Below are 17269 nucleotides of genomic sequence, written 5' to 3'. Positions count from 1 at the left end.
TGAATTGTTTGAAGTAATCGAACGGAATCAGGGCTCTCCCGCGCTTTACAAAACCGCTGCACGGGTGTCGATCGCCGTCATGTGTGACGTCTGGCGCTTGTTGCCGTTTGACCCGGAAGCGGACCGCTACGGTTTCCGATCGAGTACCTTGTTGCGCAACAGACCCCCTGAAATTTCAATGATTGTCCGACAATTCCTAATCTGGGGGCCGTGGGTTCGAATCCCGCCGGGGACACCATTTACCTGTGCTGTTGCCGGCCACGCGGTCGCAGGCCAGGACTGGCACACCGCGCGCGACCGCCAGGCACCGGCCGCTCCCTGGCCGCCGTCCCAAGCGCTTTCTGGCGATCGGCCTGCCGAGATCGGGCAGATGCGGACGGGACCCAGGCCCAGGGATTGACCATGGGCACGATCGATTGTCCGGGCCGAAAGCTGGATCAGGACGGGCCGCGGAGTTCGGAGCGACCCACGGAGCCACAGGCTCAAGCAAAGCGGCGTCCGGTTCTGGACGCGATCCGCCCGGTAAGCGACCAAGTGGGCGGACAAGGTGCGGATGCATCATCGCGCGGCGTGAAAGTATAACCGGCATGGAGCGACTGTTCGGCCGCATCGACAGCGGCAATATCGCTCGCCCCCCGGCCATCATGCTGACCAGCGGCAAAGACCCGAAAAGGGTGAGGGCTGACGGCTTGGTGCCCGGGCCAGGATGCGCGCAGGGATGGGCGGCCGGAGCTGACATCAGCACAGGCCGCAGGATCTCGGCACGGCGCTGCCTCGATGCCCAGGGCACCACACATCAGGCGACACCGATTATGCGGCAACCGCGTCTGCCGCAGCAGCATCGCGTGTCGGGAAATAGCCCGGCTCGCTGACTGGTAACCGCAGCGCGTCGGCACATGCCGGCTTGTCCAGCCTTGCCCACCGCCGCAGCCAGCCCGGTTCCACGCCTTGCTTGGCGCGAACCGGCCCTCGGCAATCCGCGGACGGGATCCGCGAGGGTACAAGGGCCTGAGCCATGGATGCACCGGATCCACGCGGGATCCGGCCTCGCCGCGGGACGGAACCCCGGTGGCGCCGGGCGCCATTCCGCGCCCGGCGGTCGTCTTCAGGCCGCCAGCCGCTCCGGCATCCGCGGCTCCAGCCGGTAGGCGCCACGATCCGTCAGCAGCAGTTTCGGGTTGGCCGGGTCGGACTCCATCTTCTGCCGCAGCCGGTAGACATGCGTCTCCAGCGTGTGGGTTGTAACACCGCTGTTGAAGCCCCAAACCTCGGCCAGCAGGGTCGCCCGGTTCACCGGCGCGGAGTTGGCGCGCAGCAGGAACTTCAGGATCCGGCATTCCTTGTCGGTCAGCCGCACCTTGCGGTTCTTGGCCGGGTCCAGCAGCAGGCGGGCGCTGGGACGGAACTGGTACTGGCCGATGGCGAAGGTTGCGTCCTCGGAATTGTCGAACACCCGCAACTGCGCCCGCAGCCGCGCCAGCAGTTCGGATAGCCGGAAGGGCTTGGCGACATAGTCGTTGGCGCCCGACTCCAGGCCACGAACCACGTCGCCCTCGGCATCGCGGCCGGTCAGCATGATGATCGGCATCCGCTTGCCGTCGCGCCGCAGCGCCGCGCACAATTCGCGCCCGTCGCCGTCCGGCAGGCCGATATCCAGGATGACGGCGTCGAAGCGCGTGTCGGCATCGGCCAGCCGCGCAACGGCCTCGGCAGCGCTCGCCGCCGTTTCGGCCGAGAACTCGCCGTCCATCGCAACCTGCTCCGCCAGGGTCGCGGCTAGCTCGGCATCGTCCTCAACGATCAAAATCGGTCGCGCCAGCGTCATCGAAATCTCCTCGCGAACACAATCAGGTCTGTCGCTCCGGCGATGAAATCCGCCCCGGACGCTCAACCCTGAAGATTTAATACGGGATTCCTCCCGCACCGCACCAACGAATACTGGCATGCCGATATACACGATGCTGTGCGTCAGCACACATCTGCTGCCAGGTTGGGACCTTGTTAACTCATGCAGTGCGGATGCGGTGCGGCGGGGAGAAGGCGATCGCATGGCATTCCACCGCCGCATCCTATTCGGACCTGTCGCGTTCCCGCCCGGCCGCCAAGGATCAGCAGCTGCATGGACCCCTACATCGCCCTCCTCGCCGGGACGGGCGCGCTGATCCTCCTTGTGGCCTGGCTGCCGATGGCGCTGAAGGAATTGCCGCTCTCCCTGCCCATGTTCTGCGTCGCCTTCGGCTATGTCGCCTTCACCCTGTCCGGCGGCGACACCCCCAGCCCGCTGGCCTATCCCGCGGTGACCGAGCGGCTGACGGAACTGGTGGTGATCGTCGCCCTGACCGGCGCCGGGCTGAAGCTGGACCGGCCCTTCGGCTGGCGCCGTTGGGCGCTGACCTGGCGGTTGCTGGGCATCGCCATGCCGCTGTCCATCGCCGCCATTGCCCTGCTCGGCCACTGGCTGCTCGGCCTCGGCGCCGCCGCCGCCCTGCTGCTGGGCGCCGCTTTGGCGCCAACCGACCCGGTCCTGGCCTCGGACATCCAGGTCGGCCCGCCCGGATCGGGCGAGGAGGACGAGGTCCGCTTCACCCTGACCGCCGAGGCCGGGCTGAATGATGGCCTCGCCTTCCCCTTCGTCCTGCTCGCCATCGACCTGTCCCTGAACGATGCCCTGCCGGGCGGATGGGTCTGGGAATGGCTGGCGCGGGACCTGGTCTGGAAGCTCGGCGCCGGCATCGGCGTCGGCCTCGCGGTCGGGGTGGCGCTGGGCTGGGTCAGCTTCCACATGCCCAACCGCGCCCGTCTGTCCCGCACCGGCGACGGCTTCGTGGCGCTGGGCGTGACCTTCCTGGCCTATGGCATCGCCGAACTGGTGCATGGCTACGGCTTCGTCGCGGTCTTCGTGGCCGCGGCTGCCATGCGCGCCGCCGAACGCAACCACGCCTATCACGACCGGCTGCATGACTTCGCCGAGCAGACCGAGCGGCTGCTGATGATGCTGATATTGGTGCTGTTCGGCGGCGCCCTGGCCGGCGGGCTGCTGGATGCGCTGGATTGGCGGGGAACGGCGCTCGCGCTGCTCACGCTCTTCCTCGTGCGGCCGGTGGCCGGCGGCCTCTCCCTCGCCGGCGCGCTTCCCTCCTGCTGGGAGGAGCGGTCGGCCATCAGCTTCTTCGGCATCCGTGGCATCGGCAGCTTCTACTACCTGGCCTATGCGATGAACCACGCGCCCTTCGAGGAGGACGCCCAGCTCTGGTCCGTCCTCGGCCTCACCGTCCTGGTCTCCATCGCGCTGCATGGCGTGACGGTGACCCCGGCGATGCGGTTGCTGGACGAACGCCGGCGGCCGCAGGGCGTCCTGCCCCTCGGCAGCAGGTGAGCCGCCTCGTTGCCCCCCAGCCAGGCATCCCGACCAACCGACAGGGAGATGCGAGCATGACCGCCACCCCGGCCCCCCCGCCCAGCCTCGAGGGGCGCTTTCCCATGGCCCGGCGCATGGCGTCGGGGTGGTGGGTCTTCGTTCTGCGCGGCGCCGTCGCCATCCTGTTCGGCCTGCTGGTCACCGCCATCCCCGGCCTCGGCATCGCCTCCATCCTCGGCGTCCTCGCCGCCTGGATGGCGATCGACGGTGCCACCACCCTCTATCAGGCGGTGAAGGGCCCGCCGGAACGGCACGGGCTGTGGTTCTGGGTGGACGGGGTCGTCTCACTCCTCGCCGCGGTCGCGGTGCTGCTGGCCCCCATGATCTCCGCCATCGCCCTTGTCTATGTGACCAGCTTCTGGAGCATTGCCAGCGGCGTCTTCCGGCTGATCCTGGCCTTCCGCCTGGGCAGCGTGCTGATGGGCGTCTTCGGCGCCATTGCCGTGTTCTTCGGCGCCTGGCTGCTGCTGAACCCGCTGGCCGGGCTGATGGCGCTGATCTGGATCGTCGGGCTGCAGGCGCTGTTCGCCGGCTTCGTCATGATCGCCTTCGGCTGGCGGTTGCGGCGGATCCACCACGATCCGCATGGGCCGGCCATGGGCAGGGGATAAGCAGGCGCCCTGGCCTCCCACCGGCTCAAGGCCTGCAGGCCCCTGGAACCCTTGGCCCGGCGGGTGGACCGGCGGCGCGAAGCCGGCGAGCATGGGGCATGGCAGACACCGTGGTCCCCACCCGAACCGAGCTTTTCACCGGCTATCTCAAGATCGGCCTGTTCGGCTTCGGCGGCGTCGCCGCCTGGGCCCGCCGCGTCATCGTCGAGGAACGCCGCTGGCTGACCGAACGCGAATATGCCGAGGTGCTGGGCCTGGGCCAGGTGCTGCCCGGGCCCAATGTCGGCAACGCCGCCGTCATGATCGGCCGCCGCTTCCACGGCCTGCCCGGCGCCCTGCTGGCCACCGCGGGGATCTACTGCGCGCCGCTGCTGATCCTGATCGCGCTCTGCCTGCTCTATGACCGCTACGGCCAGTTGCCGGCCGTCGCGCCCGCCATGGCCGGCATCGCCGCCGCTGCAGCCGGCATGGTCATCGGCACCGCCATCAAGATGGTGGTCAAGCTCAAGCTCGCGCCGGAGGCGGTCGGCATCCTCAGCCTGGCCGCCTTCGCCGCCGCCTGGCTGCGCCTGCCCCTGCCGGTCATCGTCCTGGCGCTGGCGCCCATCTCGATCGCCGCATCGCTCTGGCGCGCCGGGCTGCTGCTGCGGGACGAGGCGGCGCGATGACCCTGCTGCTGCAGATCCTGCTCACCTTCGGGATCCTGTCGCTGGTGGCGGTGGGCGGGGCAAATGCCGTCCTGCCGGAGATGCACCGACAGCTGGTCGAGCTGCGCGGCTGGCTGGACGACGCCACCTTCGCCCAGCTCTACGCCCTGGCGCAGGCGGCACCGGGGCCGAACATCCTGGTGGCCAGCGTCATGGGATGGCGCATCGGCTCCTGGGGCGGGATGGCGATGGCGACGCTGGGCATGCTGCTGCCGGCGGCGGTGCTGGCCTGGGGCGTCGCCGGCCTGACCCACCGCCTTCGCGGCGCACCCTGGCTGAAGCCGGCCCAGGGCGGGCTGGTGCCGGTGGCCGTCGGCCTGCTGCTGGCCGCCGGGTTGGTGATGGCCGAGGCATCCAGCCAATTCGGCCTGCTGCCGCTGGTGATCGTCGTCATCTCCACCGTCTTCGTCTGGCGGACCAGCTATTCCCCGCTCTGGGTCCTGGCAGGCGGCGGGGTACTTGGGCTGCTGCTGCTGCGTTAGAGCGGTTTCCGTTCGCCACGGCTCACGGCAACCGCTCCAGTCATTTGAATCGACGAGCATCTTCACCCGCTCAGGTGAGTTCACCTGATCCGGATCTGCTCTAGGCGGGCGGCGCGTCCGCCGCAGCGCGTAGGCCGCGCCAGGCCGTCGCCTGTCGGATGGATGCGGCCTCCCCCGCGGCGTTCCTGCCGTTCCGGCACGACGGGGCCGCCCGGCATCGGGTGGCGGTCTCGTTTCATGCCGGCCGCGCGGGCGGCGGGAACGATGTGATCGAACAGCGGCCGCCTGGTGCCAGGACGAACGCCCGGCAGGCGCATCGATGATGGCGGCGCCCGAACCTGGCCAGGAACAGACCCCGCCGCGGATCCGGATCCTGCACGGCACCATCCATGTCACGCTCCGCCGCCCCAGGCCCGCCGCTGAAGCACCGCGGCGGCACAAGGACCGTGTCCGGGTGGGTGGCGGGCCGTGGACCGGACGCGCACGCATGGTGACCGGCGGATCTGCCAGGGTGGCTTGCGACGCGACCCGAACTCGGCGCGCAATCGATGGCCCGGAGCCGCCTGCGGCGTCGGCTGAAGGGGCAGACCGCCCTGGCCGTCCGGCCCCCGCCGCAGGGCTGCCATGGCCAAGGAATGGTGGCGATCGCGTGATCGACAGGCTAAACGGCCCATCCCCCATATGAGGAAAGGGTGTCATGCGGGTCGGCGTGATCGGGGCTACGGGTGCGGTCGGCAAGGAACTGGTGGAGGTGCTGGCCAAGCGCCGCTTCCCGGTGACCGACCTGAAACTCTTCGCTTCCGCCCGCAGCGCCGGCACCCGCCAGGCGACACCCTGGGGGGAGGTGGCGATCGAGGAATTCACCCCGGCCGCCGCCCGCGGGCTGGACCTCGCGCTGCTCGCTGTGTCGGGCGACTTCGCCAAGGCGCATGCCCGGGGCCTGGCGGCCGAAGGCGTGGCGGTGGTGGACAACTCCTCCGCCCTGCGGCTGGAGGCGGATGTCCCGCTGGTGGTGCCGGAAGTGAACGCCGCGGCCATCGGCAGCCACAAGCTGATCGCCAACCCGAATTGCACCACCGCCATCCTGGTCGTGGCGCTGGAACCGCTGCGCCGGGAGTTCGGCCTGAAGCGGGTGATCGTCTCCACCTATCAGGCGGCCAGCGGCGCCGGCGCCGAAGGCATGGCGGAGCTGGAAGCCGAAAGCCGCCGTGTGCTGCTGGAAGGCGGCCAGGCCGGCCATTCCGTCTTCGCCCACCCGCTGCCCTTCAACGTCATCCCGCAGATCGATAGCTTCCAGCCGAACGGCTACACGCGGGAGGAGATGAAGGTCGCCTGGGAAAGCCGGAAGATCATGGGCATGCCCGATCTGCTGGTCTCCTGCACCGCGGTCCGGATCCCCACCTTCCGGGTGCATGCCGAGGCGGTCACGATCGAGACCGAGCGGCCGGTGACGCCCGAGGCCGCGCGTGCCGTGCTGGCGAAGGCCGCCGGCGTGAAGCTGGTGGACGACCCCGCGCAGCAGCGCTACCCGATGCCGATCACCGCCACCGGCCAGGATGCTGTCGAGGCCGGGCGGATCCGCGCCAATCCAGTCTTCGGCGATTGCGGCCTCGACCTGTTCCTGTGCGGCGACCAGCTGCTGAAGGGTGCGGCGCTGAACGCGGTGCAGATCGCCGAGCGGATGAAGCTGGGCTGACAGCCGCGGCGTCGGCGGCCGCCTGCCGCCGACGCCGCCCGCCTGCGCCGCCCTACCGCAGCGCATCGAGCGCCAGGTTCAGCCGCAGCACATTGACCCGCGGCTCGCCGAACAGGCCGAGCTCGCGGCCTTCCGTCTGCTGGGCGACGAGTTGCGCCACGCGCGCCTCCGGCAGGCCGCGGGCCTCGGCGACCCGGCGGATCTGCCGTGCCGCATTGTCCGGGCTGATATGCGGGTCGAGGCCAGAGCCGGACGCGGTTGCGGCATCCGCAGGCACCGGGCCGCCCCCGAACGCCGCGACGCGCGCCTGCACCGCCTCCAGCAGCCCCCCCGAGGTGGGGCCGAGCTGCGACGCGGCGGAGGCAGCCGCGTTGTAGGGCGCCGGCCGGGTCGCGCCCGGCGTCGCCGGATCCGGTTCGGTGGTCGCCGAGGGGCGCGGCTGGAAGTAGCGCGCCCCGGCGAATTCCTGGCCGATGAGCGCGGAGCCGATCACCTTGCCGTCGCGCTGCACCAGGCTGCCGCCAGCCTGGGTCGGGAAGGCCAGGCCGGCGAGGCCGGTGAAGCCGACCGGCACCGCGAGGCCGAGGAACAGGGTGAGCAGTGCGACCACCGCGAAGGCGGGGCGGAGAATGGCGATCATGGTCAGGCAAGCCCCAGCAGGACGAGAAGGACGTCGATGATCTTGATGCCGATGAAGGGGGCGACGATGCCGCCCAGGCCGTAGATCAGCAGATTGCGGCGCAGCAGCGCGGCGGCACCGACCGGCACGTAGCGGACGCCGCGCAGCGCCAGCGGCACCAGGGCGACGATGATCAGCGCATTGAAGATCACCGCCGACAGGATGGCGCTCTCCGGGCTCGCCAGCCGCATGACGTTCAGCGCCTGCAGCTCCGGGTAGGAGGCGACGAAGATCGCCGGCAGGATGGCGAAATACTTCGCCACGTCGTTGGCGATGGAAAAGGTGGTCAGCGCACCGCGGGTGATCAGCAGCTGCTTGCCGATCTCCACCACCTCGATCAGCTTCGTCGGGTCGCTGTCGAGGTCGACCATGTTGCCGGCTTCCCGCGCGGCCTGGGTGCCGGTCTGCATGGCCAGGCCGACATCGGCCTGGGCCAGCGCCGGCGCGTCATTGGTGCCGTCGCCGGCCATGGCGACCAGCCGGCCTTCCGCCTGCGCGCGACGGATATAGGCAAGCTTGTCCTCCGGCGTCGCCTCGGCGATGAAGTCGTCCACCCCGGCTTCGGCGGCGATGGCGGCGGCGGTCAGCCGGTTGTCGCCGGTGACCATCACCGTCCGGATGCCCATGCGGCGCAGCGCGTCGAAACGGGCGCGCATGCCGGTCTTCACGATGTCCTTCAGCTCGATGACGCCGAGCAGCCGCCCGTCCTTCGCCACCGCCAGCGGCGTGCCGCCGGCACGGGCGATGCGGTCCACCGCCTCCCGCATGGCCGGCGGCGCGTCGGGCTGGACGCCCGCCTGCGGCGCTGCGCCACCCAGGCTGCGCAGCAGCGCATCCACCGCGCCCTTGCGGTAGGCGCCGTCCGGCAGGTCGAGGCCCGAGATGCGGGTCTGCGCCGTGAACGGAATGACCCGCGCAACGTCCGGCACTGCCGGCGCGGCGATGCCGAAGCGCTCCCGGGCGAAGGCGAGGATCGACCGCCCCTCCGGCGTCTCGTCGGCGAGGCTCGACAGGACGGCCGCCTCGGCGACCTCGCGCTCGGTCACGCCGGATGTGGGGATGAAGCCTGCCGCCTGCCGGTTGCCGAGGGTGATGGTCCCGGTCTTGTCGAGCAGCAGCACGTCCACGTCGCCGGCCGCTTCCACCGCCCGGCCGCTGGTCGCCAGCACGTTGAAGCGCACCAGCCGGTCCATGCCGGCGATGCCTATGGCCGAGAGCAGGCCGCCGATCGTCGTCGGGATCAGCGTGACCAGCAGCGCCGCCAGCACCGCGACGGACGGCGGCTGACCGTTCCAGCTCGCCAGCCCGACCAGCGTGGCGACGGCGATCAGGAAGATGATCGTCATGCCGGCCAGCAGGATGTCGAGCGCGATCTCGTTCGGCGTCTTCTGCCGCGCCGCGCCCTCCACCAGGCCGATCATGCGGTCGAGGAAGGTGGAGCCCGGGGCCGCGGTGATGCGCACCACGATCCAGTCGGAGACGACGAGGGTGCCGCCGGTGACGGCGCTGCGGTCGCCGCCGCTCTCGCGGATCACCGGCGCGCTTTCGCCGGTCACCGCCGCCTCGTTCACGCTGGCGATCCCCTCCACCACCTCCCCATCGGACGGGACGAGGTCGCCGGCTTCGACCAGCACGCGTTCGCCGACACGCAGTTCGGTCGCGGCGCGGGGCTGCCACAGCGTGCGGTCATCGCTGCGGAGCAGGAGCTTCGCCTGGGTCTCGGTACGGGCACGGCGCAGACTGTCCGCCTGGGCGCGGCCACGGCCCTCCGCCACCGCCTCGGCAAATGTGGCGAAAAGGACGGTGAGCCAGAGCCAGGCCGCGATGCCGGCCTGGAAGGCCCAGGCTTGCCCGAGCACCAGGGCGCGGATGGCGAGGACCGTGACGAGGATCGCCACGACCTCGGTGACGAAGATCACCGGGTTCCGCACCAGGCGGCGCGGATCGAGCTTGGCGAAGGCGTCCAGCGTCGCGCGCCGGAGGATGGGGCCGGAGAGGAGGGCGCCGCCGCGCGTGGTGCGGCGGACCTCCCCGGCCTGGATGGTGGGCATCATGTCCATCTTGCGCTGCCTCAGAAGGAAATGCCGTTCGATCCAGACCAGTGCGCCTGCGGCGCGTCGGTCATCGGGCGGCTGGAGCAAGGGCCGGCCGATTCAGACCTGTGCGCCTGCGGCGCGTCGGTCATCGGGCGGCTAGAAGGTCTTGCCGGCGGCGAGCACGAAATGCTCAGCGACCGGGCCGAGGGCGAGGGCGGGCATGAACTGCAGCCCGCCAAGGATGAGGATCACGCCGATCAGCAGGCCGATGAAGAGCGGCCCATGCGTCGGGAAGGTGCCGGCGGAGGCGGCGAGCTTCGGCTTGGCGGCGAGCGAGCCAGCCAGCGCCATCACCGGGACGACATAGGCGAAGCGGCCGAGCAGCATGGCGATGCCGAGCGTCACGTTCAGCCAGGGCGTGTCGGCGGTCAGCCCACCGAAGGCCGAGCCGTTGTTGCCGGCGGCCGAGGTGTAGGCATAGAGCGTTTCCGTCAGCCCATGCGGCCCCTGGTCCTGGATCGAGGCGATCGCCGCGGGCAGCACCAGCGCCACCGCCGTGAAGCCGAGGATCGCGGCCGGCAGGACGAGCACGGCGAGCATCGCCAGCTTCACCTCCCGCGCCTGCACCTTCTTGCCGAGGTATTCCGGCGTGCGCCCGACCATCAGCCCCGCCACGAAGACCGCGAGCAGGGCGAAGACCAGCATGCCATAGAGCCCCGAGCCGACACCACCCGGCAGCACCTCGCCAAGCTGGATCAGGAACAGCGGGATCATGCCGCCGAGCGGCGTGAAGCTGTCGAACATGGCGTTCACGGCGCCGCAGGACGCGCCCGTGGTGGTGGCGGTGAACAGGGCGACCAGGGCCTGGCCGAAGCGGAGATCCTTGCCTTCCATGTTCCCCATGGCGGGGTCGACGCCGAGGGCGAGATGCAGCGGGTTGCCCCCGGCTTCGGCGGCGTAGACGATCGCCGTGGCGACGACGACATAGGTCAGCATCACCGCCACCAGCGCGCGGCCCTGCCGGGGATCGCGGACGATGTGGCCGAAAGCCAGCGCCAGGGCGAAGGGAATGACCGCCTGGCACCAGGTCTGCAGCGCCGTCGCCAGCGCCGAAGGTCCCTCGAATGGATGCAGAGAGTTGACGCCGAAGAAGCCGCCGCCGTTGGTGCCCAGATGCTTGATGGCGATCTGGAAGGCGGCTGGGCCGAGCGGGATGGTCTGCGTCGCGCCTTCCAGCGTCGTCGCCTCGGCATAGGGGGCGAGGGTCTGCGGCATGCCCATGGCCACGAAGACGAGCCCCACCAGCACGGCCAGCGGCAGCAGCACGTAAAGCGCCATCCGGACGAAATCCGCCCAGAAATTGCCGAGATCCTTCAGCCCGCCCGCCGCGAAGGCGCGCGCCACGGCCAGCGCCAGCGCGATGCCGGTGGCTGCGGAAGTGAAGTTGTGGACCGCCAGGCCCCACATCTGGCTCAGGTAGCTCATCGCCGCCTCGCCGCTATAGGCCTGCCAGTTCGTGTTGGTGGTGAAGCTCACCGCGGTGTTGAAGGCGAGCCAGGGCGAAAGCCCGTCGAAGCCCTGCGGATTCAACGGCAACAGCCCCTGCAGCCGCAACTGCGCATACAGGATCAGGAAGCCGATCGCATTCGCCGCCAGCATCGCCAGCGTGTAGGCTTGCCAGCCCATGCCGCGCGCCGGATCGACGCCGCCTGCCGCGTAGATCGCCCGCTCGAGCGGCGCGAGGAAGGTGACGCGGCCCGCCGCGACGGCCGCGATGTAGCGCGCCAGCGGGATGGCGGCCGCCACGACGGCGGCGAGCACGAGCGCGATCTGCGCCCAGCCGATCAGGGTCATGGGATCAGAGGTCCTCGGGACGCAGCAGCGCCCACAGCAGGTAAAGGAGGAGACCGGCGGTCACGAGACCGCCAAGGATCAGCTCGGCCATGGCGGTCACACCCGCCCGCAGCCGGCGACATAGGCGGCCATCAGGCCGAACAGGCCGACGCCGAGCGCCAGCAGGAGAACGTCAACCACGCACAGCTCCGATCATGCGGTCGGACCGGGCGTAGGCCCGGGGCGCGTAAAGGCTCCATCCGTGAACCGGGCGGCGGGCATAAAGACCGCGTAAAGACGCGAGCGGCGGCGCATCGGTCCTGCTATCGGACCTCCATGACGGCGCCACCCGACCGCCCCGACCCGGATGCCCTGCTCACGCTCGCGCGCCGGGAAGGGCGCGGCCGGCTGAAGGTGTTCCTCGGCGCCGCCCCGGGCGTGGGCAAGACGATGGAGATGCTGGCGGAGGCGCGACGCCGCCTGGCAGGCGGCACCGATGTGCTGGTCGGCATCGTCGAGACCCATGGCCGGGTCGAGACGCAGGCGGCGATCGGCGACCTGCCGATCCTGCCGCGCTCTCGCCTCGCCTATCGCGGCCAGGAATTGGAGGAATTCGACCTGGATGGCGCGCTGGCGCGGCGGCCGGGCATCCTTCTGCTCGACGAGCTGGCCCATAGCAACGCGCCCGGCAGCCGCCACCCGAAGCGCTGGCAGGATGTCGAGGAGCTGCGAGAGGCCGGCATCGAGGTCTGGACCACGATGAATGTCCAGCATCTCGAAAGCCTGTCGGAGGTGGTGGCCCGGATCACCGGCGTGCGCGTGACGGAGACGGTGCCCGACCGGGTGCTGGCCGAGGCCGATGCGGTCGAGCTGATCGACATCCCGCCCGCCGAGCTCATCGAACGCATGCGCCAAGGCCGCATCTACCGGCCAGACCAGGCGAACCGCGCACTGCGCGGCTTCTTCCGCGAGGGCAACCTGGCGGCGCTGCGGGAAATGGCACTGCGCCGGACGGCGGAGCGGGTGGATGCCGACGTCACTGGCTATATGCGGGCGAATGCCATCGCCGGCCCCTGGCCCACGGCGGACCGGGTGATGGCGCTGGTCGGGGCCGACCCCTCGGCCGAGATCGTCCTGCGGGAAGCCCGTCGCATCGCGGACTCGCTGAAGGCGCCGCTCGTCGCGCTGCATGTCGAGCAGCCGACGGCGGATCCCGCCGGCAGTCCGGGCCATGCTCTCCGCCTCGCCGAGGCGCTGGGCGCCGAGACCGAGACCGTGGTCGCCAGCGACCTGCCCGCCACCATCCTGCGGCAGGCGCGGATGCGCAACGTCACCCGTCTCGTCATCGGTCGTGGCCGGCCGGGATGGTGGCGCCGGGTCACCGGGCGGACGCTGTCGGCGGTGCTGCTGCGCCGGGCGACGGAGTTCACCCTGCACCTGGTGCCCGAGCCGGCGGGCGCGCCGCGCTCCCTGCCGCCTGAACGCCGCGGGTTGCCTGCCTGGGCCGGCTGGGCGGCGACACCGGCGCTGGTCGCGGCGGCGACGGCGGTCGGCCTCGGCTTCGATGGCGTGGTGCCGGACGGCGCGCTCGGCATGCTCTACCTGGTGCCGATCGTCGCGGCCGCCGTTGGATTCGGGCCGGTGCAGGGCGGGCTGGCGGCCACTCTGTCGTTCCTGGCCTGGAATTTCCTGTTCCTGCCGCCGCGCTACACCCTGACCATCGCCGGGCCGCAGGATGTGGTGGGCGTGGTGGTCTTCGCCCTCGTCGCCCTGCTGCTGGCTGGCACCACCGGCGGCCTGGGGCGGTCGGTGCGGGCGGCGCAGGCACGCGTCGCCGGCCTGCGACGGCTGGTCGAGTTCAGCCGGCGGCTCGGCGCGGCGGGCGACAAGGGCGACCTGGTGCAGGCCATCGCCGAGGAAGCCAGGCGGCTCGCCGGCGGACCCGCCTGCGTGCTGCTGCTCCTGCCGCCGCTGCCGGGGGAGGCGGCGCCGGAGCCGGTGGTGCGCGCCTGCGTGCCGCTGGACGCCGAGCCGGACGAGGCGAGCATGGCCGCGGCGCGCTGGGCGGCCGCCAACCGGCGCATGGCCGGGCGCGGCACGGACACGCTGCCCTCGGTCGCCTGGCAATTCCGCCCGATGCGCACGGCGCGCGGGCTGGCGGGCCTCGTCGGCCTGCGCCTGCCGGACGCCGGCGGCATCCCCGATGCGGAGGCCAGCCGGGCGCTGCTCGCGCTGCTCGACCAGGCCACCATCGCGCTCGAGCGAGCCGAGCTCATGGAGGAACGGGCCCATGGCGAGGCGCGGGCGGAGACCGAGGCGTTGCGCACCGCGCTCCTCACCTCGCTCGGCCACGACCTGAAGACGCCGCTCACCTCCATCCGCGGCGCCATCGCCACCCTCCGCGCCTCCGGCCCCGCCCTGTCGGAAGCGACCCGCGCCGACCTGCTGGCAACGGCCGAGGAGGAGACCGCGCGACTGTCGCGCTGGATCGCCAACATCCTCGACATGGTGCGGATCGAGAACCGGCAGATCACGCCGCGGCGGGAGCCGGTGGACCTGGCCGAGGCGCTGGAGACCGCTGCCGCCCGCGCCGCCCGCGTCCATGGGCGGCAGGTGTCGCTCGATCTCGGTCCCCGCCCCATCGCGCCGCGCCTCGACCCGGCCCTGCTCGACCAGGTGCTGGCGAACCTGCTCGACAACGCGCTGAAATTCTCCGCCCCGCACGGCGAGGTCCGGGCCCGCATCGGGCGGGACGGGCCGGAAGTGCTGATCGCGGTGGAGGATGACGGGCCCGGCATCCCGCGCGGCGACCTGCATCGCGTCTTCGACCCCTTCTTCCGCGCCACCCGCACCGACCGTGTGGCGGCCGGCTCCGGGCTGGGGCTGGCGATCTGCCGCGGCCTCGTCCAGGCCATGGGCGGGCGCATCGCGGCGGAAAGCCCGGCGACGCCAACGGGCCGCGGGACGCGGATGCTGGTGCGGTTTCCGGACGCATGAGCACCCTGCACCCGCCCCGCATCCTCGTCGTCGATGACGAGCCGCAGATCCACCGCTTCCTCGGCCCGGCGCTGGAGGCGGCGGGCTATGCCCCGCTGCGGGCGGCGACCATCGCGGAAGGCCTCCGCCTGGCAGCCGAACGGGCACCGGCCCTGGTGCTGCTCGATCTCGGCCTGCCGGATGGCGACGGGAAGGCGGCGATCCCGAAGCTGCGCGGCTTCACCGCCGTTCCCGTGCTCGTGCTCTCGGCGCGCGACCAGGAAGCCGAGAAGGTCGCCGCCCTCGATGCCGGCGCGGATGACTATGTGGAGAAGCCTTTCGCGCTCGGCGAATTGCTCGCGCGCATCCGCGCCGCGCTTCGGCGCGCCGGCGCGGCCGCCGCGCCGGCGGCGGACAGCGTGGCCCGGATCGGTCCGCTGGAGATGGATTTCGGCCGCAGGACGGCGCGGGTCGATGGCGGCGAACCGCTGAAGCTGACGCCGCGCGAATGGGACCTGCTTGCCGCGCTGGTCCGAGGCGGCGATGGCCGCGTGGTGACGCAGCGCCAGTTGCTGACCGCCGTCTGGGGCCCCGCGCATGTCGAGGACGCGCAATATCTCCGCGTCTATGTCGGTCATCTCCGGCAGAAGCTGGGCCCGGCCGCGCACCTCATCCGGACCGAGCCGGGCGTGGGCTACCGCTTCGGAACGGACTAGAGCGAAACGCGGGAGGGCGTGAACGCCCGGACGCATGAATCAGATCTGCAATCAATAGGATGGAGCGGCTTGCGCGTTCAGAAGAGCGCGCAAGCCGCTCTAGTCTGGCCCCGGGCGTGATCCGCTGCGGGCGTCAACGCGGCCGTGATGCGCCAGCCGGCGTCGATTGCACGATGGACCCGTCGCCGCCGATGACGTTCACCGCGCCGCCGCCGTTGCGCAGCGTGCGGCCGCCGGTGGTCACTACCTGCTGCTGGGCGGTGGGTCCCTGCCCGCCCGCGCCCTGCAGCTGCACCACGTTGTTGCTGCCGGTGGTGACCGCGACCGGCGCCTCGAAGCGGTTCACCACCCGGGTGCGCTGGTCGAAGATGATGGCGCCGATGGATGGTTCGGGCGGCGGGGGCGGCGGCTGGCGGCTGGCCGCCCGCGGCTGGCCGAAGGCGAAGCCTTCCAAGAACCCGGCATCGCCGCGCAGCTTGGCGATCCGCTGCTGGTGCTGCTGCCGCCGCTCCGCCGGCGTCGGGCCGGCCTGCAGGTCGCCGGCGGTGATGCCGGGAAAGACGAAGGGCAAGGGCCGCGCCAGGCCGCGCGGGCCACCCACCGCCAGCGCCTGCGGCGAGAGGTCGAGCCCGCCGCTGTCCTGCGCCAGCGCAGCGGCGGGCAGCACGACGGTGGCGAGCAGTGCCAAGACGGGGATCAGTCGGCGGGTCATGACGGGCCTCCTTGCTGCGATGTGGCGGCAGCCTGCCGCCCGGCGCATCGCCGCGCTGTGGCGCGGGCCACACCCGCCGTGCTTCCTGGTGCCGGAGAAGTGGGGCCCGCGACGGGGCGCCGACGCTTCGTCGCGGGCGGCGTCACACCGGCAAGCATGAGTGCTGATCGGCATCATCATTGGGTTTGGCGCGCAGCCGCCACACCAACCCGGCGCGCGATACAGGCGCGCAGACGTCAGGACTCCTGCGCCGGTATCAGTCGTCGACATCGAGGTCGAGCCGGTCCGTGCGCAGGCGCAGCCGACCGCCCTCTCGCTCCAGCGTCAGGGCACCGGCCGGTCCCTGGCGTTCGATGCGCAGCCTGCGCTCGGCAAGCCGGCGCGCTGCCTCGGCATCGGGACGGCCGCCGAATTCCTGCACGATGCCGCCCTGGCCGGAGGTGCAGACCGTGCGGCCATCCACCCGCTGGCAGCTGGCCGCGCCGGATCCGGCGCAGGTGACGTTCCCGTTCACCGACTGGCAGCGCAGCGTCTCCGCGCGGGCGGGCAGCAGGCTACAGGCCAGGGCCAGCGCGGCGAATGGCAGGAGGCGGGTCATGGCGGGCTCCTCTCCGACAGGCAAAGCACGGCGGACGGGAATTGCTCCGTCCCGGGCGCGGCGCCGGGACGGAAGGGCTCACCGCACGGTCTGCGCTAGCACGCGCTGGCTGGCGGCGCTGCGGGCGCCGGCGGCGACGTTGACGCCGCGCGCCAGGGTGTTGGTGGCCAGCAGCCCGGCCGGGCCGCTGGCCTCGACCGACTGCTCGACCTGGGCGCGGCGGCCGATCGACAGGTTCACCCCCACCGCCGCCTGGGTGCTGACCAGCGGCCGGCAGCCGCCGCCGGCATCGGTGGCGACCTGCTGGCGGGCGCGGCTGTCGGTGCCGATCGCCTTGTTGACGCCCAGGCTGACGCTGGTCTGGGACAGGCGGCAGCCACCGCGGTCGAAGCTCTCGACCCGGTCCAGCACCGCCTCCGGCCCGCGCAGCCGCACGCCGCCCAGGTCCTGCGCCGTCGCGGGCAGCGCGGTGCAGAGCGCGAGCGCGGCGGCGGCGAGCATGGAACGCATCATGACGCAGTCCTCCTGGTTGCGCGTCGGGGCGTCCCGGCGCCCTCAGGTGGGGCCGGGACGCCTGGGGCTGGCGCTCACTGCGCGCCGATGGTGACGACCTGCTGGTCGGCGAAGGACCCCTTGCCGGTGGCGGCGTTGAGGTTGTGGCCGCCGAGCACCTGGTTGCGGGCGCCGCGGCCGGCGGCGCCGCCCATGGTCAGCACCTGCTGCTGCGCGGTGCTGTCGCGCCCGGTGGCGGCGTTCAGGTTCATGCCGCCGAAGACCTGGGACTGCGCGCCGCGGCCGATCGCCG

17 protein-coding genes are annotated in these 17269 nt (G+C 71.6%); 8 read left to right on the top strand and 9 right to left on the bottom strand.

From position 1 onward, the window contains the following. The first annotated feature begins 587 nt into the window (after window positions 1-587). Window positions 588-872 (top strand): hypothetical protein, encoded by a 285-nt coding sequence (locus E2C05_RS01465; protein WP_133217823.1) that lies wholly within the window; start codon window positions 588-590, stop codon window positions 870-872. 233 nt (window positions 873-1105) lie between these two features. Here the strand turns inward: E2C05_RS01465 and E2C05_RS01460 are convergent, their stop codons facing one another. Further along, window positions 1106-1825, bottom strand: a complete 720-nt coding sequence (locus E2C05_RS01460; RefSeq protein WP_133217822.1) for a response regulator transcription factor — start codon at window positions 1823-1825, stop codon at window positions 1106-1108. A gap of 294 nt (window positions 1826-2119) precedes the next feature. Between E2C05_RS01460 and E2C05_RS01455 the strand changes: the two genes are divergently transcribed. The 5 genes from E2C05_RS01455 (at window position 2120) to E2C05_RS01435 (ending at window position 6914) form a co-directional block, all read left to right on the top strand. Beyond that, window positions 2120-3376: a cation:proton antiporter gene (locus tag E2C05_RS01455; RefSeq protein ID WP_133217821.1), complete on the top strand. Its 1257-nt coding sequence runs from the start codon at window positions 2120-2122 to the stop codon at window positions 3374-3376. Between the two features lie 56 nt (window positions 3377-3432). Next, a complete protein-coding gene (locus E2C05_RS01450; protein ID WP_133217820.1) occupies window positions 3433-4029 on the top strand; it encodes an HdeD family acid-resistance protein in 597 nt (198 codons plus the stop codon). A 98-nt stretch (window positions 4030-4127) separates the two neighbouring features. After that, complete coding sequence (locus E2C05_RS01445) at window positions 4128-4697, top strand: chromate transporter (protein ID WP_133217819.1); 570 nt, start codon at window positions 4128-4130, stop codon at window positions 4695-4697. Beyond that, a complete protein-coding gene (locus E2C05_RS01440; RefSeq protein WP_133217818.1) occupies window positions 4694-5218 on the top strand; it encodes a chromate transporter in 525 nt (174 codons plus the stop codon). Before E2C05_RS01445 ends, E2C05_RS01440 begins: the two co-directional genes overlap by 4 nt. A 697-nt stretch (window positions 5219-5915) precedes the next feature. After that, a complete protein-coding gene (locus tag E2C05_RS01435; RefSeq protein ID WP_133217817.1) occupies window positions 5916-6914 on the top strand; it encodes an aspartate-semialdehyde dehydrogenase in 999 nt (332 codons plus the stop codon). Window positions 6915-6966: 52 nt separating this feature from the next. Here the strand turns inward: E2C05_RS01435 and kdpC are convergent, their stop codons facing one another. From kdpC to kdpF, 4 genes are all read right to left on the bottom strand, one after another. Beyond that, entirely contained in the window at window positions 6967-7554 is a 588-nt protein-coding gene (gene kdpC, locus E2C05_RS01430; protein WP_133217816.1) for a potassium-transporting ATPase subunit KdpC, read from the bottom strand. Between the two features lie 2 nt (window positions 7555-7556). Continuing rightward, a complete protein-coding gene (gene kdpB / locus E2C05_RS01425) occupies window positions 7557-9653 on the bottom strand; it encodes a potassium-transporting ATPase subunit KdpB (RefSeq protein ID WP_240046509.1) in 2097 nt (698 codons plus the stop codon). A 132-nt stretch (window positions 9654-9785) separates the two neighbouring features. After that, a complete protein-coding gene (gene kdpA, locus E2C05_RS01420; protein WP_133217815.1) occupies window positions 9786-11483 on the bottom strand; it encodes a potassium-transporting ATPase subunit KdpA in 1698 nt (565 codons plus the stop codon). 4 nt (window positions 11484-11487) lie between these two features. After that, window positions 11488-11574 carry a K(+)-transporting ATPase subunit F gene (kdpF, locus tag E2C05_RS01415; RefSeq protein WP_133217917.1) on the bottom strand — a complete coding sequence of 29 codons (87 nt, stop codon included), beginning with the start codon at window positions 11572-11574 and terminating at the stop codon, window positions 11488-11490. Window positions 11575-11798: 224 nt separating this feature from the next. Here kdpF and E2C05_RS01410 point away from each other — a divergent pair, with 224 nt between their 5' ends. After that, complete coding sequence (locus tag E2C05_RS01410; RefSeq protein ID WP_133217814.1) at window positions 11799-14459, top strand: sensor histidine kinase; 2661 nt, start codon at window positions 11799-11801, stop codon at window positions 14457-14459. Beyond that, on the top strand, window positions 14456-15154 hold the full coding sequence (locus tag E2C05_RS01405; protein WP_133217813.1) for a response regulator: 699 nt from the start codon (window positions 14456-14458) through the stop codon (window positions 15152-15154). Before E2C05_RS01410 ends, E2C05_RS01405 begins: the two co-directional genes overlap by 4 nt. A 133-nt stretch (window positions 15155-15287) precedes the next feature. On the opposite strand, the gene E2C05_RS01400 is transcribed toward E2C05_RS01405, so the two are convergent. The 4 genes from E2C05_RS01400 to E2C05_RS32710 form a co-directional block, all read right to left on the bottom strand. Further along, the gene (locus tag E2C05_RS01400) at window positions 15288-15866 is read right to left on the bottom strand and encodes a hypothetical protein (protein ID WP_133217812.1); all 579 of its coding nucleotides are present in this window, start codon (window positions 15864-15866) and stop codon (window positions 15288-15290) included. A gap of 256 nt (window positions 15867-16122) precedes the next feature. Next, window positions 16123-16464: a hypothetical protein gene (locus E2C05_RS01395; protein WP_133217811.1), complete on the bottom strand. Its 342-nt coding sequence runs from the start codon at window positions 16462-16464 to the stop codon at window positions 16123-16125. 78 nt (window positions 16465-16542) lie between these two features. After that, window positions 16543-16977 carry a hypothetical protein gene (locus E2C05_RS01390; RefSeq protein ID WP_133217810.1) on the bottom strand — a complete coding sequence of 145 codons (435 nt, stop codon included), beginning with the start codon at window positions 16975-16977 and terminating at the stop codon, window positions 16543-16545. A 74-nt stretch (window positions 16978-17051) separates the two neighbouring features. Beyond that, a partial coding sequence (locus E2C05_RS32710) for a hypothetical protein (RefSeq protein WP_158291870.1) occupies window positions 17052-17269 on the bottom strand: 218 nt, incomplete at its 5' end.

The sequence above is a fragment of the Paracraurococcus ruber genome (assembly GCF_004353985.1).
GTDB lineage: Bacteria > Pseudomonadota > Alphaproteobacteria > Acetobacterales > Acetobacteraceae > Paracraurococcus > Paracraurococcus ruber.
Note: the sequence above shows the minus strand (reverse complement) of the source record. Positions and strands in the feature narration are given on the sequence as shown.